The organism is Actinoalloteichus hoggarensis (assembly GCF_002234535.1).
GTDB lineage: Bacteria > Actinomycetota > Actinomycetes > Mycobacteriales > Pseudonocardiaceae > Actinoalloteichus_A > Actinoalloteichus_A hoggarensis.
In genome coordinates this window covers 3,776,787-3,796,408 of the sequence record NZ_CP022521.1, presented here as the reverse complement: position 1 = coordinate 3,796,408, position 19,622 = coordinate 3,776,787, and the positions used below count along the sequence as shown (strand labels likewise).

Here is a 19,622-nt window from a genome sequence, read left to right as displayed (position 1 = left end):
CGTGGACGGACGCGACGGGGGCCATGCCGCCTGTCACGGCCACCGCCGCGCCTCCGGCGACCATGGCGACGGGGATGGGCGCGGCGGTGTCGGGGATCACGCCGTCGGCAGGCCCCGGCGGCCGGAGATCTCGCTCTCTCGGGCGTATCAGTCCGGCGGCGACACGGACCCGCTTCCACACCCGCGCCGTGATCGGCCGCCGCCGTCACATCGCCGCCGCCGCGTCGTCGCCCCCACCGAGTACCTTCGCCGCATGGCGACGATGGTGACGTTTCACGCTCATCCCGACGACGAATGCATCGGCTGCGGGGGAGTGATGCGCAAGGCGTTCGAGGAGGGGCATCGGGTGGTCCTGGTGGTTGCCACTCGCGGCGAGCACGGCGAGGTGCCCGCGGACTTCCTGGCGGAAGGCGAGGAACTGTGGCAGCGACGGGTCGCCGAGACGGAGGCCGCCGCCGAGATCCTCGGCGTGGCACGGACGGAGTTCCTCGGTTACGTCGATTCCGGGATGATGGGCGAGCCCACCAACGACGCGCCGGGCTCCTTCTGGACGGCCTCGGTGGAGGAGGCGGCCGAGAAGCTCGCCGCGATCCTCCGCGAGGAGAACGCGGACGTGCTGACGTGTTACGACGACAACGGCGGCTACGGTCACCCCGATCACATCCAGGTGCACCGGGTGGGGATGCGCGCTGCGGAGCTCGCGGGGACGCCGCGCGTGTACCAGAACACGATGAACCGCGATCACCTTCGGGAGGGTATGGCGGCCTTCGCCGCACAGGCCGAGGCCGCCGGGATGGACATGACCGACCTGGACGACGGCGACGAGGAGGTCGGCAAGCCGGAGGCGGAGCTGACCGCGAGGGTCGACGTGACCGCCTACAACGAGTACAAGCGTCGGGCCATGCGGGCACATGCCAGCCAGATCAGTGAGGACTCGTTCTTCCTGTCGATCCCGGAGGAGGCGTTCTCGGTCGCCTTCGGCATCGAGTGGTTCATCCGTGTGGGGCAGGGCCCCGGCATCACCGAGACGGATCTGATGGCCGGGCTCTGACGGACGGTCCTGGGCGCACGGCCGGCGAACCCGGCCGTGTCGAGCGTCGGCGAGGCCGTTCCTCCGGAGCGGCGCTCGCCCCGACGCCGCTGCGGCAGGACTCTCGATCGACTGACCGGCGATCCTACGGTCCGCCGGTCAGCGTCACCGACGGCAGACAGGGGCCCCGATGCGGGCAGCGGTGACGCAAACGGTGAACGGGTCGGCGGCGGGCCCGGAACGACCGATTTCGGCGCTGCACCGGACCTGTCCACCGTCGATCGGCCCGCACGTGGTCGGCATGCCTTTGGAGACGACCTGAGACGACGTCGGCGCCGCGCCACGTCGGGGCCGCCACTCGTCTCGCCTCGTCGCTTCGAGTCGACTCGAGTCGAGTCGAGCGATGGCGCGGCGCCCGCGTCCTGACCGACGGTCGCCGCGCGCGTCTCTCCTCGCGGATCGGGACGACGACGCCCGCCCGGAGAGGACGACCGTGACCGATCAACCCCGCCATGCCGTCCGACGATCACCTGTCCGTCGGTTTCCACGCCGCCCATCGACGCCGCGGCGTCGCACCGACCGGAGCGTCCCCGTCGACCACCGCGCACTCGCCGGTCGGCCGTTCCCGGCGTTCGCCGCCCTGGGCTCCGGCGCTACCGGCCGCCGCAGCGGCCCTCGCACCCCGGAGGCGATCAGGACTTGACGCTGCCCGCGGTGAGCCCGCTGACGATGAAACGCTGGAACGCCGCGAAGATCAGGACGATCGGCACGCTGATCAGTGTCGCCACCGCCATCAGCGACCCCCACGCCGTGCCGTAGCGGCCGACGAAGGAGTTGAGCAGCACCGTCACCGGCTGCACCGACTCCGAGCTGGCCAGCGTGATGCCGAAGACGAACTCGCCCCACGCCAGCAGGAACGCGAACGCGCCCGCGGCGATCAACCCCGGCCGCAGTATCGGCAGTACGATGCGCCGCAACAGGGCGGTCACCGAGGCGCCGTCCATGCGCGCCGCCTCCTCCAGTTCTCCCGGCAGCGCCGCCATCAGCGGCCGCAGCACGATGACGGCGAACGGCAGCGTCAGGGTCGTGTCGGCCAGGATCAGTCCCAGGTGCGTGTCGGTGAGTCCGACGATGCGCATGAGCAGCAGCAACGGCGCGGCCAGCACGATGCTCGGCAGCAGTTGCGCGACCATCATCGCCAGCAGCATCAGTCGAGAGCCGGGCACCCGGGTGCGGGCGATCGCGTAGGTCACCGGCGCGGCGAGCAGCAGCGTCAGGATCGTGGTCCCCGTCGCGATGATCGCGCTGCTGAGCAGCGCCCGCAGCAGCAACGGGTCGGACACGGCCGAGGAGAATCCCGCGCCGGACGGCGGGATCGGCAGCCATCGAGGCGGGATGGCCAGCACGTCCTCCGGGCGTTTCAGCGCGGTGGCCGTCATCCAGTACAGCGGCAGCAGGAACACCGCGACGATCGCCGTCGCGATCCCGGTCAGCAGCCACGGTCGTCGCGTCGACGTCATCGATCGGTCTCCTTGCCGAGCCCGCGGACGTACCAGAGCGACACCACCAGCGGGATCACCAGCAGGAGGACGGTGATCGCGGCGCCCTCGCCGAACCGGAAGAACTCGAAGAAGCGCTCATAGGCGAGCAGCGGAAGCACTCTGGTGGCGTCCACCGGTCCGCCGCCGGTCATCACGAAGATCAGGTCGAAGGCCTTGAAGGTGTAGATCAGTCCCAGCAGCAGCACGGCCGCCATCACCGGCCGCATCAGGGGGAGGGTCAGATACCGGAACCGCTGCCAGGCGCTCGCTCCATCCAGCTCGGCGGAGGAATAGAGGTCGCGGTCCAGCGAGGTCAGGCCGACCAGCAGCAGGATCATGTTGAAGGGCACGCCGATCCACACGTTCGCGAAGATCACCCCGGCGAGCGCGGTGCCGGTGTCGGTCAGCCACGCGTTGGTCAGCACCTCGAGCCCCAGCGAGCGCAGGATCGCGTTGTAGGCTCCCGCGTCGGCGTCGAGCATCCAGCGGAACAGCGACCCGCTGACCACGGGCGGCAGCAGCCAGGCGACCAGCATCAGCGAGCGAAGCAGGCCGTTCCACGGGAAGTCGCGGGCGAACAGCAGCGCCAGCGCGAATCCGATGCCGAACTGGAGGACCAGGGAGCTGACCGTGAACACGACGGTCAGGGCGACGGCCGACCAGAACGCCGACTCCGAGACCGCCGTCCGGTAGTTCTCGGCGCCTACGAACGGCGTGCCCTCGCCGAGCAGGCCCGCGAGGTCCACGTCCAAGACGGAGGTCACCAGGTTGTAGAACAGCGGGAAGGCCAGCATCGCCACGAGGAAGATCAATGCGGGCGCGGCGAGCAGCAGCCCCTCGCGCCTGCGGGCCGTCGACACCGCGCCGTGCCCGCTCGCCCGCCCGCTCCTCGCTCGTCCCGGTCTCCCGGCCGGGGCCGGTGCCGGCGTGCGAGGGCCGTCGATCTCCGCGCCGCGCCTCACGGCAGGTCCCCGGCGATGCGCTGGAAGGCCGCCTCCGCGACCGAACGCGGATCGGCCGCCGGATCGGAGAGCACCGTCTGATGGGCACGCGAGACCTCCTGGGAGATCTCCGGATAGCCCGCGCCGTAGGCCCTCGGGCGGGCATGGTGCAGCTCGGCGAGGAAGACCTGGAGCTCGGGGTCTCGCGCCCACGGACCGGAGTCGGTCAGGTCGGTCCTGGCGGGCAGCAGACCCATCGTGTCCAGGTAGGGGACGAGCACCTCGCTGCGCTGGCTGTGCTCGATGACGCGCCAGGCGGCCTCGACCTTGTTCGAACCCGCGATGACCGTCCAGCCCTCCCCGCCCAGGCAGCTCGCCCGCGTGCGACCGGCGGGCAGGGGATCGACCCGGAACCGCAGTCCCTCGGCGGCCCGCAGGGTGGGCAGCTGCCAGGGGCCGTTGAGCATCATCGACACGGCTCCCGAGGTGAACTGTCCCGCGACGTCCTGCTGTGTCCAGCCCACCGCCTGCGCGGAGAGCGTGCCGTCGGAGACGAGCCGTCGATGCAGGTCCAGTGCCTCGGCGCCTGCCGACTCGAAGTCGGCGAGATCGCCGCCGGTCTGCCAGAGGAAGGGCAGGAACTGGAACACGCCCTCCTCGGAGGCGGTGGCGGCCACCGCGAGTCCGCGACGGTCCGGGGCCGTCAGGGCGCGGCCTGCCTCCGTGAGCTCGGTCCAGTCGGCGGGGACGTCGACTTCTGCCTCGTCGAGGTGGTCGACGTTGGAGATCAGGGCCAGGCAGTTGCTGTTGTTGGGGACCGAGAGCACCCGGTCGCCGATCACGCCCGCGTCCCAGGCGGCGGGCACGTACTGCTCGGCCATGCCCCAGCGGCGGACGTGGTCGCTGAGATCGGCCAGCAGGCCGTAGCCGCCGAGCACGCCGACCGCGACGGTGTCGACGACGGCGATGTCCGGCAGTTCGCCGGAGACCGCACCCCGTAGGAGCGCCGGTTGCAGTTCCGCGTAGGGGAAGACCCGGCGTTCGATGCGGATATCGGGGTTCGCCTGCTCGATCTCGGCGATCAGTGCCGCCACGCCCGCCTGACGCTCGGGCTCGATGATGTAATCCCACCATTGCAGTGCCGGGCCGTCCCGGGTGGCCCTTCCGCAGCCTGTGACCGCGCCGAGCGCAGTCGTCGCGAGCAGCCCGTGTCCGGCTGCCCGCAGAATCGTTCGGCGCGGGATCGAATGGCGGGATGATGCGGGGTCGCTCGCCGAGCCGCGGGTGTTCCGCACGCATGAACCTCCCTCGGCAGCCGGGGCGTTCGGGGGCGAGAAGGGCCTGTTCCGCCCGTCATCGCGGCCGAGTCGTCGTCCCAGGCGGCGACTCCGCGCCGAGGAGATTAGCGCACTGTCGACTGGGAAAGAAGGTGATCGTCGCGGTGATCAGACATTCGGCGGCGGGTGTCCGCGCACTCGACGGATGAAGTTCCACCGATTGCGAGTGAAGGTGCCTGCGGACCGTTCTCGACGCCGTCGAATTCCGCGTCGAGTCGAATTCCGCGTCGAGTCGATTTCGGTGACGTGTCGAATTCGATGGCGTGTCGCAGGGGATGGCGTATCGAATGGACGAGATCGGACGTCGAATGAGTTCGCATGAGAAGTGCGGCGCGCCGTCGGGTCACCCTCGCCGTCTGGTTCGGAGCGGCCTCAGCGGCGGCTGTCCGATCGGGATGCCGCGACCGACCAGACGGCTGATCGGCCGCGGGCGCTCCGCACGACGGATCACGGGGTGGTGTCGGAGTCCGGCGCGTAGAAGGCGGTGGTGTTCTCGGCGGCGATGGCGGCCTCCTCGGCGGTGGCTCCCGAGGCCTGGAACGCCGCTCCCCAGGCGAGGCTGCTCGCGGCGGCCAGTTCTCGTGCCTCCGGCGAGGACTCCCAGGCGGCAGGGTCCTCGATGACCTGCCCGCTCAGGTGCAGGTGCAGGCCGATGACGGTGAGATCCCAGCCCACGCCGACCGCACCGGGGCCGTACTGGGCCCAGCGCAGTTCATCGACGACGGCGGTGTGCCGCAGTTCGAACAGCGTGCCGCCCTCGGGGGCGGGAGTCAGCCGCACCTCGACCTCGGTGACGTCCTCCTCGGTCGGGTCGTCCCCGAAGACCCAGGTGACGGTCAAGAGCTGTGGCGGCTCGCAGCGCAGGATCGTGCCGCCCGCGTTGCCCTGGAGCTGGTAGTGGCCGCCGAGGCGGAGATCGCCGGTGATCGGCAGGAACCAGCGGCCGATCCGGTCCGCGTCGGTGCAGGCGTCCCAGACGTCCTCGGGGTCGGCCGCGTAATGCCTGCGCAGGAGGACGGTGTGGCCTTCGCCCGCGGGAATGCGACCCGTGCCGACCTCGCGCTGCGTCTGATTGACCTGGTCGACGATGTCGCTCATGCCTTCTCCCTCTTCCGGCCTGCTGAGGCGAGCATGATATCAGCACCGGCTTATATAAGGCTACACTGAGTCAAGGCTCCGGTCGACGTGGCGGCGGAGGCGATGACCGATACGGGCCGGATGTCCGATACTCGCTCGCCGCAGCATGGCGCCATCGGCGCCGCCTCGCCACCGCACGGTGCTCCGCCACGCCTGGAGCGGGAGTCGGTCGGTGAGGCGTCCGGGTCGGGCGCGCTACGGCGGCGAACGGCGGCCTCCGGCGCCTGTTGCAAGAATTTTCAGTCCAGACCGGCGTGTCCCGGTTCGGCCTCGGGGCGCCCCGCTGTCACCCCGGTCGCCGATCGCATTCCGGTCCGATCGGTCCGGACGGGCGTGGACGATCGCCTCAACTGCACGGATACCGACCGGCTCTCCCGAGAACCGGGGCAGTGGATCGGAACCGTCCGCGGTTCATCTCGACGAGGCCGAGGCTTGACGGCGACCCTCGGAGTCTTTACCTTCGGATCACCTCCTCGGAGGTCTGCAAACTCTTCCCGCGCATTGCACGGCAGCGTCACGCCGCATGTCGTCGACCTGCCCTGCGTCGATCGACGGCCACGGCGCCCGAAGCCCGCCGCGCCGGGCCGATCCACGTGTTCCAAGGAGGTAACCGTGAGATCGAGTTCCGCTTCCACCCGGCGCACCGGGCCAGGTCGATTACTGGCCGGCCTGCTTGCAGGCGTGCTGGCCGCGTCGACGGCCACCACGGTGCCCGTCGCGGCCGCGGCCGAGCCCGCGGCGCCGCCTGGCGCCAGGGACGTCACCGCCGTCCTCTTCGAACAGACCTTCGCGTCGGTGGCGCGCGCCTGCACCGAGGTCCTCGGACCGAAGGGCTACGGTCACGTGCAGGTCTCCCCGCCACAGGAGCGCATTCAGGGACCGCAGTGGTGGACCGCCTACCAGCCCGTGAGCTACCGCATCGCCGGGCCGCTCGGTGACCGGGCGGCGTTCCAGTCGATGATCTCCACCTGTGGCGACGCGGGCGTCGGCGTGATCGTCGACGCCGTCGTCAACCACATGTCCGCCGGATCCGGCATCGGGACGGGCGGGACCCGATACACGAAGTACGACTACCCCGGCCACTACCAGAATCAGGACTTCCACGGCTGTCGGCAGCCGATCACCGACTACCGGAATCGGTACGACGTTCAGCAGTGCGAACTGGTGGGCTTGTCGGATCTGAACACCGGCAGCGACTATGTGCGCTCCGAGATCGCCGAGTACCTCGACGATCTGATCTCGATGGGCGTCGCGGGCTTTCGCGTCGACGCGGTGAAGCACATGGCAACCGACGACCTCCGCGCCATCAAGAACAGGTTGTCGAATCCGGACGTCTACTGGGTTCAGGAGGCCGTCTACGGCGCGGATGAGGCGGTGAGCCCCGGCGAGTACCTCCAGAACGGAGACGTGCAGGAGTTCCGCTACGCCACCGACCTCAAGAGGGTCTTCACGAACGAGAACCTGGCGTATCTCGAGAACTACGGCGAAGCCTGGGGATACCTGCCGTCCGAACAGTCCGGTGTGTTCGTCGCCAATCACGACACCGAGCGCAACGGATCGACCCTGAGCTATCGTGACGACGCGGCCTACACCCTGGCCCACGTGTTCATGCTGGCCCACCCCTACGGCACTCCCTCGGTGCACTCCGGCTACGAGTTCTCCGATTACGATGCAGGCGCGCCGGGTGGCGGGAACGTCGGCGCCTGCTACCACGACGGCTGGAGTTGCCAGCATGCCTGGCCGCAGATCGCCAACATGGTCGGCTTCCGCAACGCCGCAGGCGATGCGGGCGTCACGAACTGGTGGGACGACGGGGCCGACGCGATCGCCTTCGGCCGTGGGGATCGAGCCTTCGTGGCGATCAACCACGAGGGCGCGAGCATCACCCGGACGTTCCAGACGTCGCTGCCCGCCGGAACCTACTGCGACGTCCAGCACGGCGACCCCGTTCCCGGCGGCGGCTGTACCGGGACGACCTACACCGTGGGTGGCGACGGGCGGTTCACCGCGACGGTCGGCGCGGGAGACGCCGTGGCCCTGCATGTCGGCGCCACGGCCGCGCCGGGGCCCGGGCCCGGCCAGACCGGCGCGACGTTCAGCGTGACCGCGACGACGACCTGGGGCGAGAACATCTTCGTCGTCGGGGATCACGCGGCCCTCGGCGCGTGGAATCCGGCGGCGGCGGTGCCGCTGTCCTCCGCGGGTTATCCGGTCTGGACCGGGGAGGTCTCGGTGCCCGCCGGGACCGTGCTGCGGTACAAGTACCTGCGCAAGGACTCGAACGGCGTCGTCACCTGGGAGAACGGCGCGGATCGAAGTGCCACCGTGCCCGCGACCGGGATGGTGCGGACCACCGACGCCTGGCGCGGCTGATTCCCGGGTGCGGGCCGTGAGTCTCGCCCGGCTCCCGTTCGTCACGGGGACCGGGCGCTCGGGCGCGGCCGGCGCCACCGGTATCGCGCGGCATCGGTCGGTTCTCGAGAGGGCCGGCCCCGGGGACCTGTCCCCGGGGGGCGATCGCGGGGAACGGCCGGCCCACGAACCGGCGCCCGCCTCGATGGCCGCGTGGCTCTCGGCGGCGGTCTCCGACGCCGCCGCCACCGGCGGCGAGGTCGCGTCCGAGGCGCAGGGCGCGGTCCGGTCGACGACGTCGGTGCGTGCCGGGGGTCGATGCCGCATCGGACGGCCGAGGTCGATGTCGCTCGATCGGGCCCGCGCCGGTGCGACCCACCGTGAGTCAGCACCGGCCCGGCCTGTCTCGCCCGCGCGGCGACGGCGGGTCAGTGACTGTGATCGTGGTCCTGCATCTCGCTCGCGGGCACCCGCTCGTAGTCGTCTCGGTCGCGTCCGCCGATGGAGCCGGTGACGACCACGACGACGAGGGCGACGGCGGCGAGCGCGGCGATGAGCCTGCCACCGAGCCGGGCGACGGTTCCCGCGTCGAGCCTGCCCCGCAGTTCGGTGGGGCGCAGCGGAAGCCGCTCGCGCCGCCGCGCCGGGTCCACCAGTCGCCAGACCAGCAGCACCGCGACGGGAATCTGGAACGCCCACAGCACGAACCGCGCGGTTCCGTCGAACCACACGTTCGTACCCCACAGCAGGGTGTGCCAGACGCCGAGGATGTAGACGATGATCACGAAGCGATGCGCGATGCGCCAGAGCCGCGGACCGATGCGCCTGCGCAGGTAGAACGACAGTCCCAGCGGGATGGCCAGCCAGAAGGCGATGACGCCGAGCGCGACCCCGAACCGGCCGGGCGGGTGCGAGTACATCCACGGAATGAAGCTGCCCGCGAGGTTGGGATCGGCCGGGTCCCAGGCCAGCACCAGCGCGTGGGCGAAGATCAGCACGATCGTGGTGAGACTCGTCGATCGATGCAGTCGTTCGAGCCGCGCCGGAGACAGCGGCAGCCAGGCGGGGGACCGGCCGGAGACGGCCAGGCCGAGCAGCACCGTCACCCAGGACCACAGCAGCGCCGTCCAGCCGAACGCCTGGCTGAGCCAGTACGGCCAGTGCGTCGCCGCGTCGGCCATGAACGGCATGACCAGGGTGGTGTCGGAGGTCTCCGCCTCGATCCGCTGATACAGCAGGACGTACACCGCGGCGGTCAGCACCGCGGCGACGATCAGTTCGAGGGCCGTCGCGCTCACGTCGGTCCGCAGATCGCCGCGTGGCGGTCTCGGGCTCTCGCCGGTACGTTCCACCGTCATCTCCTTGTCATCACCAGCGGTCTGTGCCGCCGCCATCGCCCGTGGGGACGCCCGCGTGCCCGCCGCGCGATCCCGTGCCTCGTCCGCGCGACGGCGGGTGTCGTGGCGGACCCTGCCGGGAGGCCGTGCCACCCGCGTGCCCGACGGCACGGGGCCCGGTGGTGTGCGCTCGCGCGCGACGGGAACGCGGTGTGCACGTCGAGCCGTGTTCTCGTCGACCGAGACCGACGAGAAGTCGATCACGGCGCCGGTCCGCCGTGGGGCACCGGGTGCTCGTGCGGCGGGCGGCGGACGGCACCCGGACGACTCGCCGTCGACCCGCGGACGGGCACCCGGACGACTCGCCGCCGTACCTCATTCCGCGCCGCCGTCGGGCCGCGGGTGTCGCGCGATGAGGGCGGCGGGCTCGACGAGTCCCGCGCGGGAGATGCCCGAGGGCATGCCGTCCGCCGCGTACACCGGCAGGCCCGCGCCGAACATGTACAGCACGCCTTCGGCGAAGCCGTCGACGCCGAGCGCGGCGTCGAGTTCGTCGTCCCGGAACGCGGCCGTCTGCCAGGCGCCGAGCCCCAACGCCGTACTGGTGAGGACGAAGGTCTGCCCGAGGTGTCCCGCGCTCAGCAGGGTGACCCGATAGGCGCGCGGATGGCGGTACTTGTACATGGTGCGCTCGAAGACGGCGGTCACGAAGCACACGAAGGCCGACGGCGTGCACATCTCCGACTCGTAGGTCAGCCGGTGCAGCCGGTCGCGGTCGAAGTCGGCGTCGATCAACTCCAGCGCATGGCTCTCGGCGTTGTAGTGGTAGAGCCCGGGCGGGATTCCTTCGACGTCGAACACGCCGACATAGCCCTCCAGCTCGTGCCGGGCGCCGCCGCACGGGCTCGTCCGCAGCATGAGCGTGCCCAGGTCGCCCGCGTCGTAGAGCTGCATGGGCGCGAAGGTGTAGTACAGCGCCGTCGCGAAGTCGGCGAGGGCGACCTTCTCGCCGGTGAACACGCGATGGGTGCGGCGCCGGGTGAGGACGTCGACGAAGTCGTCGTCGATGCGTCGGGGCAGCCGGGGCAGGTAGACGCGGGGCGCGTCGGGGTAGCTCTTGAAGATCGGGGGCGGATCGCCGCCGGTCTCGCGAATCCAGCGGGCGTCGGAGCGACGCTGTTCCAGGCTGTCGCCGGAGTAGATCGCGTTGCGGGTGCCGAAGTGGAAGTAGCGGGCCTCTTCGCCCCACGCTCCCCAGGTCTCCAGCAGCCGGTCCTCGCGCGCGGTCTCATCGCGGGTCAACAGCAGCCCGTCCTCGGCCAGGTCGAGGACGGCCTTGCGCACCGACTCGGGATCGTGCTCGGGGAAGGACGCGACGACCTCGTCGACGTCGGTGAACTCCTCGAAGCGGCTGAGCAGCGCCACGGTCTCCTCGTCGACGGCGAGCGCGTTGTCCTGCTCCTCATCCGTGGAGCGGGTCTCCAGATAGTTCTCCACGGTCAGTTCGCCGTCATGCCAGTACAGCGCCAGGCTGCGGGAACGTCGGTACTCCACCTGATCCTCGCCTTCCACGTCCGCGTCGTCGTCCGCCGACCGGTCGGCGCCGGGGCGGGAGGTTCCGCCGCCCGCGGCGCCGACCGGGTGCTGCCGCTGATCCGCGTGGATCAGCCGTGGTTGGTGAGGGTGCGAGTACGGGTCTTCTTCCGGCGGATCTTCGCCGTCATCACCTTCTTGCGCATCTGCGGTCACCTCCTCAGCGTCGCCGAACGACGACGCGGGCCCCTGCCGCGCGAATCCGCAGGCATCCTCGAACTCCTGCCGACCCCGCCGTCCCGACCTGTCGCTCGTGCCATCCGTGCACCGACAAGTCGTCGGGGTGGGGCGGCTGGTTCCCGAGACCTTCTCGAATCATTGCCGTGATCCACGTCACATCGTCCTGTGTGGTGGGCGGCGTGGTCGATGTGGAGCGACGTGTGCCCGGCCGACCGGCGCGGCGACGTGCTCGTCGTCGCCGACGTCGGTCCGACGCGGCCACGGCGGGCGGGCGACGGCAGACCGGTGTCCCGGTGGCGGGATGGCGCGCGGATGGGGAGATCGCCAACCGGGTGCGTCGTAGGCCGAGTCCGTCCACAAGATCGATCCGCGCGGCGGCGGCACCGACGACAGCGGGCCCGCGGCCGCGCTCGGTTCGATCGAGAAGGATGCCGTCATGATCCGTCGCGTCTCGGTTCTCGCCCTCACGATCCCCCTGGCAACGAGCTGCGCCGTCGCCGCCCCCGAACTCGCCTCCGGGGTGACCGAGGCGCCTGCGCAGGCCTGGAGCGCTCCGCCGATCGACGCGACCTTCGACTACCGGATCGGCGGTGACTACCCGCTGCCCGACGGGGACGAGGTCGTGTCCCGAGGCCGGTACGCGGGCGAGGCACCGGCGGGCGTCTACGGGAGCTGCTATGTCAACGCCTTCGAGACCCAGAGCGACGACGGCGGCCTCCACCGCCCGGACGCGCGATCCCGCTGGCCCGCTCACCTGGTGCTCAGCGAGCTGGGTGACGATCCCGACTGGGCGGGGAGTACCTGATCGACGTCTCCACGCCCGAGAAGCGGGCGGACGCGGTCGAGCATCCGCGTCCCGTGATCGAGACCTGCACGACCAAGGGCTTCTCCGCCGTGGAGTACGACAACCCGGACTCCTGGATCCGATTCGACGGAACGCCGCTGGAGGGGCAGGTGCCCTTCGATGAGGAGGAGGCCGTCGCGTTCGCCACCCTGCTCACCGAGGTCGCCCACTCGCTCGACCTGGCGTCGGCGCAGAAGACACCGTCGAGCTGTCCGCCGAGGTCTCTCGCGAACGGGGCTTCGACTTCGCCATCGCCGAGCACTGCGGTCGCCGGCGCGAATGTCAGGGTTACCGGGCGGTCTACGGCGACAACCTGATCGCCGTCGAGTACGAGCGGCGGTACTTCGACGCCGCCTGTGCCGAGGTCCTGGTCTCCGCCGTCCACGGTGAGGACCGGTGTCCGCGCCAGCTGCTCGGGACCTCGCTCATCGTCCGAGAGTCCACGGCGCGGCCCGCAGGCGGCGGGTGATCAGGACGCGGGTGATCAGGACACGGTCCCGTTCGAGGGGATTCCGACCGCCTGCGCCGACGGGCATCCTGTGCGGTCCTTCTCACGGCCGTGCGATCGGCACTCGGCGCCGAGAGCTCGCCGGCCTTCGAGTCGGTCGGTGCCTTCGAGTCGGTCGGGCCGCGACGCCCGCGGCAAAGGCAGGCCGCCCCGGCAGCGCACGCCCGGCACACGGGGCGCCGATCGGGTCGGGCGGGTCGGACTCCGCCGGGCCGGCCGCTGCGGCGAGGACCGGCCGAAGGGTCACGGTGCGCGCCACGGCCACCGCCGCTCATCCCGGGCCCCGCCTTCCACCGGAACGCCGATCGGCGTCCGGCCGACGCCCCTCGCTGCCGACGTCCCGCCCGGGCTCACCGTCCGGAGGCGTTGTCGATCACCTCGTCCAGGACATCCCGGGAGCGCAGAAGATCGTCGATCGTGCGAGTGATGCGCTCGCGTTCGACGGTGAGCTCCTCCACGAGGAACGGGGTGGCCGTCTCGGCGGGCCCGCCGTCGACATCTCGAACGCAGGGCAGGATCTCCGCGATCTTCGCGCTGCACAGGCCCGCCGCGAAGAGCTCCTGGATGCGGACGACCCGGTCCACCGATCCGGCGGGATAGACCCGGTGACCGCCGGTCGTGCGCTCGGCCGCGAGCAGGCCCTGCTTCTCGTAGTAGCGCAGGGAGCGCTCGCTCACCGCCGTCCGCCTGGCCAGCTCGCCGATGCGCATCGCGGCCGTCCTCTCGCTCGACTTGAATCTGACATTGATGTCAGGTTCTACCGTACCGGCATGACGACCTCTCCCCTGCTCGAAGCGTACGACTCACGCTCCCTGCGGTTGCCGAACCGAATGGTCATGGCTCCGATGACCCGGCACCGCGCCGCCGAGGACGGGACTCCGCTGCCCATCGTCGCCGAGTACTACGCCCAGCGGGCAGGCGCCGGACTCATCGTCTCCGAGGGGATCTGGCCGAGCAGCCGGGGCCAGGCCGAGTGGCGGCTGCCCGGCCTGGAGACCCCCGACCACGTTCGGGGCTGGCGGGCCGTCACCGAGGCCGTCCATGCGCGCGGCGGGCGGATCTTCGCCCAGCTGATGCACGGCGGCCGCAAGGGCCATCCGCTGGCTCGGCTGGACGGCGATCTTCCCGCGGGACCGTCCGCGGTGCCCGCGCCGGGGCCCGCACGCATCCGGGACGGGCGCAAGGTCGAGGCGATCACGCCCGCCGAGCTGACGGTGGCCGACATCCGTCGGGCGGTGCGGGACCATGCCGACGCGGCCCGCCGTGCCCTCGACGCGGGCTTCGACGGTGTCGAGCTGCACGGCGCCAACAGCTATCTGATCCACCAGTTCCTCGCCGACAACACCAATCTCCGCGCCGACGAGTACGGACGCGGCTCCATCGCGAACCGACTCCGCTTCGCCGTGGAGGTCGTCCGCGCGGTCGCCTCCGAGATCGGCGCGCATCGCACCGCGCTGCGGATCTCACCGGGCAATCCGCAGTTCGGCATGGTCGAGGCCGATCCGGCTCCGGTCTACCGGGCACTGCTGGCCGAGGTGGACCCGCTCGGGCTCGCCTACCTCCACGTGACCGACGACGACCACTATCCGGCGCTGGCCGACCTGCGTCCTCGGTGGCACGGCACCCTCGTGGCCAACGTCGGCGAGAATCGCGCGCCGACGACCAGGGAGCAGGGCGAGGCCGTCCTCGCCGCCGGACTGGCCGACCTCGTCTCCTACGGCCGCGCGTTCATCGCCAACCCGGACCTTCCGGAGCGCTTCGCCCGCGACGCCGCACTCGACACCGTGGAGGAGTCCACCCTGCACACCCACGACGCCGCCGGTTACACCGACTATCCGAGTCTGGCGGTCACCGGGTCCTGGTGACGACCGGCGTGATCGGCGAGGGCGTGCGCGCCGAGTCGCCGCCCGGAGTGGACGGCTCCGAGCCGCCGCCCCCGAGACGCCCTTGAGCCGCCGACACCGGGACACCGACACCGAGACACCGCCTCACCGACACCGGGACGCCGACACCGGGCGTGCCCCGGTGTCGGCGCCGTGCGGGTCGTCGATCCGCGCGAGGCGGCGTCGACCGGGTCCTGCTCCGTCCTCAGCCCACCGGCGCGGCGTCGGGGCGTCGGGGCTCCGGTGCGGCGCCGTCCGCGTCCGACGGCTCGTCGGGGATGTCCTCCCGAAGCCCGATGCGATCATGCAGGCGACGCAGCGGGCCGGGCGCCCACCAGTTCGCCCCGCCCGCCAGGCGCATGAAGGCGGGGACCAGCACGCCGCGGATGAGGGTGGCGTCCACGAAGACGGCCAGCGCCATTCCGATGCCCAGCTGCTGGAGGAAGGTGATCTCACTGGTGGCGTAGACGGCGAAGGAGACGGCCAGCAGGGCGGCGGCGGCGGTGACCAGCGGCGCCGAGCGGGCGATGCCGCGCGGCACCGACCCGTCGAGGTCGCCGGTCCGGTCGTAGTCCTCCTTGATCCTGGCCAGCAGGAAGACCTCGTAGTCCATCGACAGGCCGTAGGCGATGCAGAACATCAGCAGCACGATGCTCGGCTCGATCGAGCCGGTGGGCGTGAACCCGAGCACCCCGGACAGGGCGCCCTCCTGGAAGCCCCACACCAGCACGCCGAACATGACCGACAACGACAGCAGGTTCAGCACCGAGGCCTTGAGCGGGGCGATCACGCTTCCGGTCATCAGGAAGAGCACGACGAAGGTGACGACGAGGATGAGTCCGAGCACCAGGGGAAGCCGCTCCACCACGCCGTCGCGATAGTCGGTCAGCTCGGCGGGATAACCGCCGACCTGGACGTCGAACGGCGCCTCGACGGACCGCACCTCGGCGACCAGCCCGGTCGGATCGTCGGCCAGGCGGTCGCCGGTGGGCAGCACCGCCAGCCAGGTGCCGGTGCCGTCGCTGAAACGCTCGGCACCGTCGGGCCCGGGCTCGCCGACGCGCTCGCCCTCGGCGAAGCTGCCCGCGGCGGAGTCGACTCGCAGCACGCCCGGGATCTCGGAGAGGGCGGCGGCGTACTCGGGCAGCGCGGCCTCGTCGGCCTGACCTGCGACGACCTGCACGGCGTCGGCGTCCTCGGTGGCGAAGTCCGCGCGGATCGTGTCGTACATGGTCCGTACGGGCTGCTCCGCCGACATGATGCGGTCGTCGGGCGAGCCGAACTGGATGCCCAGCGCGGGGGCGCCCAGGGCGAGCAGGATCACCAGACCGATGCCGCCCGCGATGACGGGGCGGCGCATCACCCTGGTGGCCGTGCGGTGCCAGAAGCCCTCTTCGCCCGCGCCCCGCGGCGCGCCCTTGCGGACCACCCGCCGACCGAGCAGCGCCAGCGCGGCGGGCAGGACGACGACGGCGCCGAGGATCGCGGTGGCGACGACGGCGATGCCCGCGTAGGCGAAGGAGGACAGGAACGGGAAGGGGAACACGAACAGCACGGCCAGCGAGGCGGCGACGGTGAGTCCGCTGAACAGGACGGTGCGGCCGGCCCCGGCCGTGGTGCGGCGCACGGCGAGCTCGACGGTGCGGCCCGCCGCGAGCTCTTCACGGAAGCGATAGATGACGAACAGGCCGTAGTCGACGCCGAGCCCGATGCCCAGCACCAGGGCGATGTTCGAGGCGAACGTCGAGACCTCGGTGAAGGCGGTGACGATCCGCAGGATCGCCAGGGTGCCCACGACCGAGAACAGACCGATCCCCAACGTGACCAGCGCCGGGGCGATGCGCCGATACACCGCCCACAACAGCAGCGCGACCAGGGGCAGGATGATCAGCTCCGCACGGAGGAAGTCCTCACGGGCCTGGCCTGCGACGACCCGGAAGATCTCGTCTCCGCCGCCGAGCACGACCTCCGCGGCCGGACTGTCGATCGGTTCGACGACGGTGGCGTCGATGTCGGGCAGAACCGTGCCGCGCACGTGGTCGGCGTCGCCGGGAACCCAGGCGAGGACGAGGGCATGCCCTCGGTCGACGGCGGCCAGGGTCTCCGGGGCGTTCGGGCTCCAGTAGGACCAGGCGTCGCCGACCTCGGGGTTCGCCGCGAGCGACTCGGTGATCCCGCGTCCGATCTCGGCGACCTCGGCGTCGTCGACCGTGCCCTGCGTGGCGCTCACCAGGATCGCGACGTTCGGACTTCCGGTGCCGAACTGCTCGCCGAGGACCTCGCGGGCCGCGACCGACTCCGAGTCCATCGCCTCGTAGCGGTTCAGTGCCAGCGAGTCCATCGTGCCCGCGGCCAGCACGCCGAAGAGCACGAGCAGCAGCCCGGCGGCCGCGAGTACCCACCGGGGGTAGCGCGTTGTCACTCTGCCGACCATGGACGGGGTCCCCCTGTAGGATAAACGAGTAAGTGCTCGTGTTTTCTGGACGGCGCCGACAATACGAGCAAATGCTCGCATTGTCGAATCCGTCCGGACGGGTCCCGAGACAGGGGGTGGCGATGACCGGCGATGTGAAGCCGGGAGAGCCCCGGCGGCAGGCCAGGGGGCAGCGGCGGATCGAGCAGATCCTGCACGCGGCGGCGACGGTGTTCGCCGAACAGGGGTACGAGGGCGCGACGACCAACGCGATCGCGGGCGCGGCCGGGATCTCGCCGGGCTCGCTGTATCAGTACTTCAAGAACAAGGACGACATCGCGCGGGCGCTGGCCGACCACTACGCCGAGCGCCTCGCGGCCTTCCGGTCCGAGGTGCTCTCCGCCGAGGCGGCGGCCGGGCTCTCGCTGCCCACGGCGGTGCGGGGCGTCGTCGGGCCGCTGGTCGCCTTCAACCTCGCGCATCCGGGCTTCAAGTCGCTGTTCGCCAGGACCGACATGCCTGCTTCTCTGCGCGCGGCGGTCGCTCCGGTGCAGCAGGCCGTGCACGATCGGGTCGCCGTGCTCATCGGCACGCTCGTCCCCGGCCTGGACGCGGCCGATCTCGCCAGGACCACGACCGTCGTCATCCAGATCGTCCGGGGCATGATCCCGCTGATCGCCGAGGCGGCGGAGTCGGGGCGGGCCGCCATGACGGAGGAGCTCCAGATCGTGCTCGTCTCCTATCTGGAGACCGCGGGCCGCCCCCGGTGAGATCCGGACCGTCCGACCGAGGACGGTCTCGTCGTCGGGTCGGCCTCGCTCGCACGGCGGGCACCGCCCGACGTCGTCGAGCGGTGCGTCCGGTTCACGGCGCCTCGTCGTGGGAAAGTCGGGTGATCTCCGGAGCGACGTCGGCGATGCGCCTGCGCATCGATCTGCGTTCGACGGCGTCGATGGCCTCGTCGAGCACCGCGCTCAACGGCGTGGAGAGCTCGGCGTCCAGGACGCGGGCCGCCTCGGTAGTCGCCTGCCATTCCGCCCGCAGCAGCGGAAGCAGTCGTCGCGCCTTCGGGGTCAGTTCGACGATGCGCGTCCTGGCGTCCGTGCCGGGCGTCAGGACGACGAGGCCGTCCTCGGCCATCTGCGCGACGGTCTGGCTCGCCGCCGAATGCGTCACGCCGACGGCCGCGGCGAGATCGCGGATGGAACTCCGCTCCGACGAGGCGACGGCCCAGACGATCGGGGTGTAGCGCGGACGGAAGCCCGCCAGACCGAGGTCGGCGTACACCTCCGTCACGTCGCCCTCCACCAGGTCCAGCAGGTGGCGCAGCCGAGTGCCGAGCAGTTCGGGTCCGGGGCCGCCGGTGCCTTCCGTCATGCGGCTAATGTAACAGGGCTAATGTATTGACGTGGAAGGGATACCCCATGACCGAGCACTTCGTACCCGTCGAGCCCTATGACGAGGGCCTGCTGGACGTCGGTGACGGCAACCGCCTCGCCTGGGAGGTCGGCGGCGACCCGCAGGGCAGGCCGCTGTTGATCGTGCACGGCGGCCCCGGAGCCGGCCGCAGCCGAGGTCTGACCCGGTACTGCGACCCCGCCCGATATCGGATCGTGCTCTTCGATCAACGGGGGTGCGGCCGGAGCACCCCGCACGCGAGCGACCCCGCCACCGACATGTCCCGCAACACCACCGATCACCTGGTGGCCGACATGGAGCTCCTGCGCGAGCACCTCGGCATCGATCGATGGGTGCTGTTCGGCGGTTCCTGGGGTTCCACCCTGATGCTCGCCTACGCCGAACGTCACCCGAGCCGGGTGGCCGGGATCGTCATCGCCGGCGTCACCACGACTCGGCGATCGGAGATCGACTGGCTGTACCGAGGCGTCGGGAAGCTCTTCCCGCAAGAGTGGGAACGATTCCGGGACGGTGTTCCCGAAGCAGACCGGGGCGGCGAGGTTCCCGAGCTGCTCGCCGCCTACGCCCGACTGCTGGGTGATCCGGACCCGGCGGTGCGGTCCCGCGCCGCCCACGACTGGATCGCCTGGGAGGACACCGTCATCTCCCAGGAGCCCAACGGCGCGCCGAACGCCTACAGCGCCAGGGTGGCGGGCGACGATCGCATCGCCTTCGCCAGGATCTGTGCGCACTACTTCTCCCACGGAGCCTGGTTGGACGAGGGCGTGCTGCTGCGCGAGGCGGGCAGGCTCGCGGGCATCCCCGGCGTGTTGATCCACGGCAGACACGACCTGGGATCTCCGCTGGACACCGCCTGGGAACTCGCACGGCGGTGGCCGGACGCCGAACTGGTCGTCGTCGAGGACTCCGGACACACCGGCAGCGACACGATGCGTGCGGAGTTCCGGCGCGCGCTGGACGGTCTCGCGGCCGGCGGGTCCTGACGACCGCGCCGGAGCCGCGGCCGGGTTCGGGTGCCGGCCCGCCCGAACTCGGGGCGGCGCCCGGACTGTCGTCGGGGTGCCACCGCTCGCGCGAGGCGAGCGCCTGCGGCTCCACTGCCGCGCG

At 71.1% G+C, this 19,622-nt stretch carries 16 protein-coding genes; 7 read left to right on the top strand and 9 right to left on the bottom strand.

Going from position 1 to position 19,622, the window contains the following annotated elements; translation table 11 throughout:
- The first annotated feature begins 253 nt into the window (after positions 1 to 253).
- On the top strand, positions 254 to 1,051 hold the full coding sequence (locus tag AHOG_RS16255) for a PIG-L family deacetylase (protein WP_093944507.1): 798 nt from the start codon (positions 254 to 256) through the stop codon (positions 1,049 to 1,051).
- Between the two features lie 671 nt (positions 1,052 to 1,722).
- Here AHOG_RS16255 and AHOG_RS16250 read toward each other — a convergent pair.
- The 4 genes from AHOG_RS16250 to AHOG_RS16235 form a co-directional block, all read right to left on the bottom strand.
- Complete coding sequence (locus tag AHOG_RS16250; RefSeq protein ID WP_093942120.1) at positions 1,723 to 2,550, bottom strand: carbohydrate ABC transporter permease; 828 nt, start codon at positions 2,548 to 2,550, stop codon at positions 1,723 to 1,725.
- A complete protein-coding gene (locus tag AHOG_RS16245; protein WP_211290414.1) occupies positions 2,547 to 3,431 on the bottom strand; it encodes a carbohydrate ABC transporter permease in 885 nt (294 codons plus the stop codon). The genes AHOG_RS16250 and AHOG_RS16245 overlap by 4 nt, the downstream gene beginning before the upstream one ends.
- Positions 3,432 to 3,529: 98 nt before the next feature.
- On the bottom strand, positions 3,530 to 4,807 hold the full coding sequence (locus tag AHOG_RS16240) for a sugar ABC transporter substrate-binding protein (protein WP_157736856.1): 1,278 nt from the start codon (positions 4,805 to 4,807) through the stop codon (positions 3,530 to 3,532).
- 489 nt (positions 4,808 to 5,296) lie between these two features.
- Positions 5,297 to 5,947 (bottom strand): SRPBCC family protein, encoded by a 651-nt coding sequence (locus tag AHOG_RS16235; RefSeq protein ID WP_093942118.1) that lies wholly within the window; start codon positions 5,945 to 5,947, stop codon positions 5,297 to 5,299.
- A gap of 651 nt (positions 5,948 to 6,598) precedes the next feature.
- Here AHOG_RS16235 and AHOG_RS16230 point away from each other — a divergent pair.
- Complete coding sequence (locus tag AHOG_RS16230; protein WP_245856261.1) at positions 6,599 to 8,359, top strand: carbohydrate-binding module family 20 domain-containing protein; 1,761 nt, start codon at positions 6,599 to 6,601, stop codon at positions 8,357 to 8,359.
- A 407-nt stretch (positions 8,360 to 8,766) separates the two neighbouring features.
- Here the strand turns inward: AHOG_RS16230 and AHOG_RS16225 are convergent, their stop codons facing one another.
- Together AHOG_RS16225 and AHOG_RS16220 are read right to left on the bottom strand one after the other, a co-directional pair.
- Positions 8,767 to 9,696 (bottom strand): ferric reductase-like transmembrane domain-containing protein, encoded by a 930-nt coding sequence (locus AHOG_RS16225; protein WP_211290413.1) that lies wholly within the window; start codon positions 9,694 to 9,696, stop codon positions 8,767 to 8,769.
- Between the two features lie 354 nt (positions 9,697 to 10,050).
- Positions 10,051 to 11,424, bottom strand: a complete 1,374-nt coding sequence (locus AHOG_RS16220; protein WP_093942117.1) for a SagB/ThcOx family dehydrogenase — start codon at positions 11,422 to 11,424, stop codon at positions 10,051 to 10,053.
- A 460-nt stretch (positions 11,425 to 11,884) separates the two neighbouring features.
- On the opposite strand from AHOG_RS16220, the gene AHOG_RS16215 reads away from it, so the two are divergent.
- Both AHOG_RS16215 and AHOG_RS16210 read left to right on the top strand, forming a co-directional pair.
- Positions 11,885 to 12,253 carry a hypothetical protein gene (locus AHOG_RS16215; RefSeq protein WP_093942116.1) on the top strand — a complete coding sequence of 123 codons (369 nt, stop codon included), beginning with the start codon at positions 11,885 to 11,887 and terminating at the stop codon, positions 12,251 to 12,253.
- Entirely contained in the window at positions 12,235 to 12,609 is a 375-nt protein-coding gene (locus AHOG_RS16210) for an endo alpha-1,4 polygalactosaminidase (protein WP_093942115.1), read from the top strand. The genes AHOG_RS16215 and AHOG_RS16210 overlap by 19 nt, the downstream gene beginning before the upstream one ends.
- A gap of 541 nt (positions 12,610 to 13,150) precedes the next feature.
- On the opposite strand, the gene AHOG_RS16205 is transcribed toward AHOG_RS16210, so the two are convergent.
- Positions 13,151 to 13,510, bottom strand: a complete 360-nt coding sequence (locus tag AHOG_RS16205) for a MerR family transcriptional regulator (protein ID WP_093942114.1) — start codon at positions 13,508 to 13,510, stop codon at positions 13,151 to 13,153.
- A gap of 60 nt (positions 13,511 to 13,570) precedes the next feature.
- Between AHOG_RS16205 and AHOG_RS16200 the strand changes: the two genes are divergently transcribed.
- Entirely contained in the window at positions 13,571 to 14,665 is a 1,095-nt protein-coding gene (locus AHOG_RS16200) for an alkene reductase (RefSeq protein WP_093942113.1), read from the top strand.
- A gap of 223 nt (positions 14,666 to 14,888) precedes the next feature.
- On the opposite strand, the gene AHOG_RS16195 is transcribed toward AHOG_RS16200, so the two are convergent.
- Positions 14,889 to 17,105: an MMPL family transporter gene (locus tag AHOG_RS16195; RefSeq protein ID WP_245856259.1), complete on the bottom strand. Its 2,217-nt coding sequence runs from the start codon at positions 17,103 to 17,105 to the stop codon at positions 14,889 to 14,891.
- A 134-nt stretch (positions 17,106 to 17,239) separates the two neighbouring features.
- Between AHOG_RS16195 and AHOG_RS16190 the strand changes: the two genes are divergently transcribed.
- Positions 17,240 to 17,866 (top strand): TetR/AcrR family transcriptional regulator, encoded by a 627-nt coding sequence (locus AHOG_RS16190; protein WP_157736855.1) that lies wholly within the window; start codon positions 17,240 to 17,242, stop codon positions 17,864 to 17,866.
- Between the two features lie 94 nt (positions 17,867 to 17,960).
- Here AHOG_RS16190 and AHOG_RS16185 read toward each other — a convergent pair whose 3' ends face one another.
- Entirely contained in the window at positions 17,961 to 18,473 is a 513-nt protein-coding gene (locus tag AHOG_RS16185) for a MarR family winged helix-turn-helix transcriptional regulator (protein WP_093942110.1), read from the bottom strand.
- A 47-nt stretch (positions 18,474 to 18,520) separates the two neighbouring features.
- On the opposite strand from AHOG_RS16185, the gene pip reads away from it, so the two are divergent.
- Positions 18,521 to 19,498 (top strand): prolyl aminopeptidase, encoded by a 978-nt coding sequence (gene pip / locus AHOG_RS16180; protein ID WP_093942109.1) that lies wholly within the window; start codon positions 18,521 to 18,523, stop codon positions 19,496 to 19,498.
- The last annotated feature ends 124 nt before the right edge of the window (positions 19,499 to 19,622 follow it).

Coding starts and splice junctions, on each gene's coding strand:
- AHOG_RS16255 (WP_093944507.1), top strand. CDS start 254: ATGGCGACGATGGTGACGTTTCACGCTCATCCCGACGACGAATGCATC.
- AHOG_RS16250 (WP_093942120.1), bottom strand. CDS start 2,550: ATGACGTCGACGCGACGACCGTGGCTGCTGACCGGGATCGCGACGGCG.
- AHOG_RS16235 (WP_093942118.1), bottom strand. CDS start 5,947: ATGAGCGACATCGTCGACCAGGTCAATCAGACGCAGCGCGAGGTCGGC.
- AHOG_RS16225 (WP_211290413.1), bottom strand. CDS start 9,696: ATGACGGTGGAACGTACCGGCGAGAGCCCGAGACCGCCACGCGGCGAT.
- AHOG_RS16215 (WP_093942116.1), top strand. CDS start 11,885: ATGATCCGTCGCGTCTCGGTTCTCGCCCTCACGATCCCCCTGGCAACG.
- AHOG_RS16205 (WP_093942114.1), bottom strand. CDS start 13,510: ATGCGCATCGGCGAGCTGGCCAGGCGGACGGCGGTGAGCGAGCGCTCC.
- AHOG_RS16200 (WP_093942113.1), top strand. CDS start 13,571: ATGACGACCTCTCCCCTGCTCGAAGCGTACGACTCACGCTCCCTGCGG.
- AHOG_RS16190 (WP_157736855.1), top strand. CDS start 17,240: ATGACCGGCGATGTGAAGCCGGGAGAGCCCCGGCGGCAGGCCAGGGGG.
- AHOG_RS16185 (WP_093942110.1), bottom strand. CDS start 18,473: ATGACGGAAGGCACCGGCGGCCCCGGACCCGAACTGCTCGGCACTCGG.
- pip (WP_093942109.1), top strand. CDS start 18,521: ATGACCGAGCACTTCGTACCCGTCGAGCCCTATGACGAGGGCCTGCTG.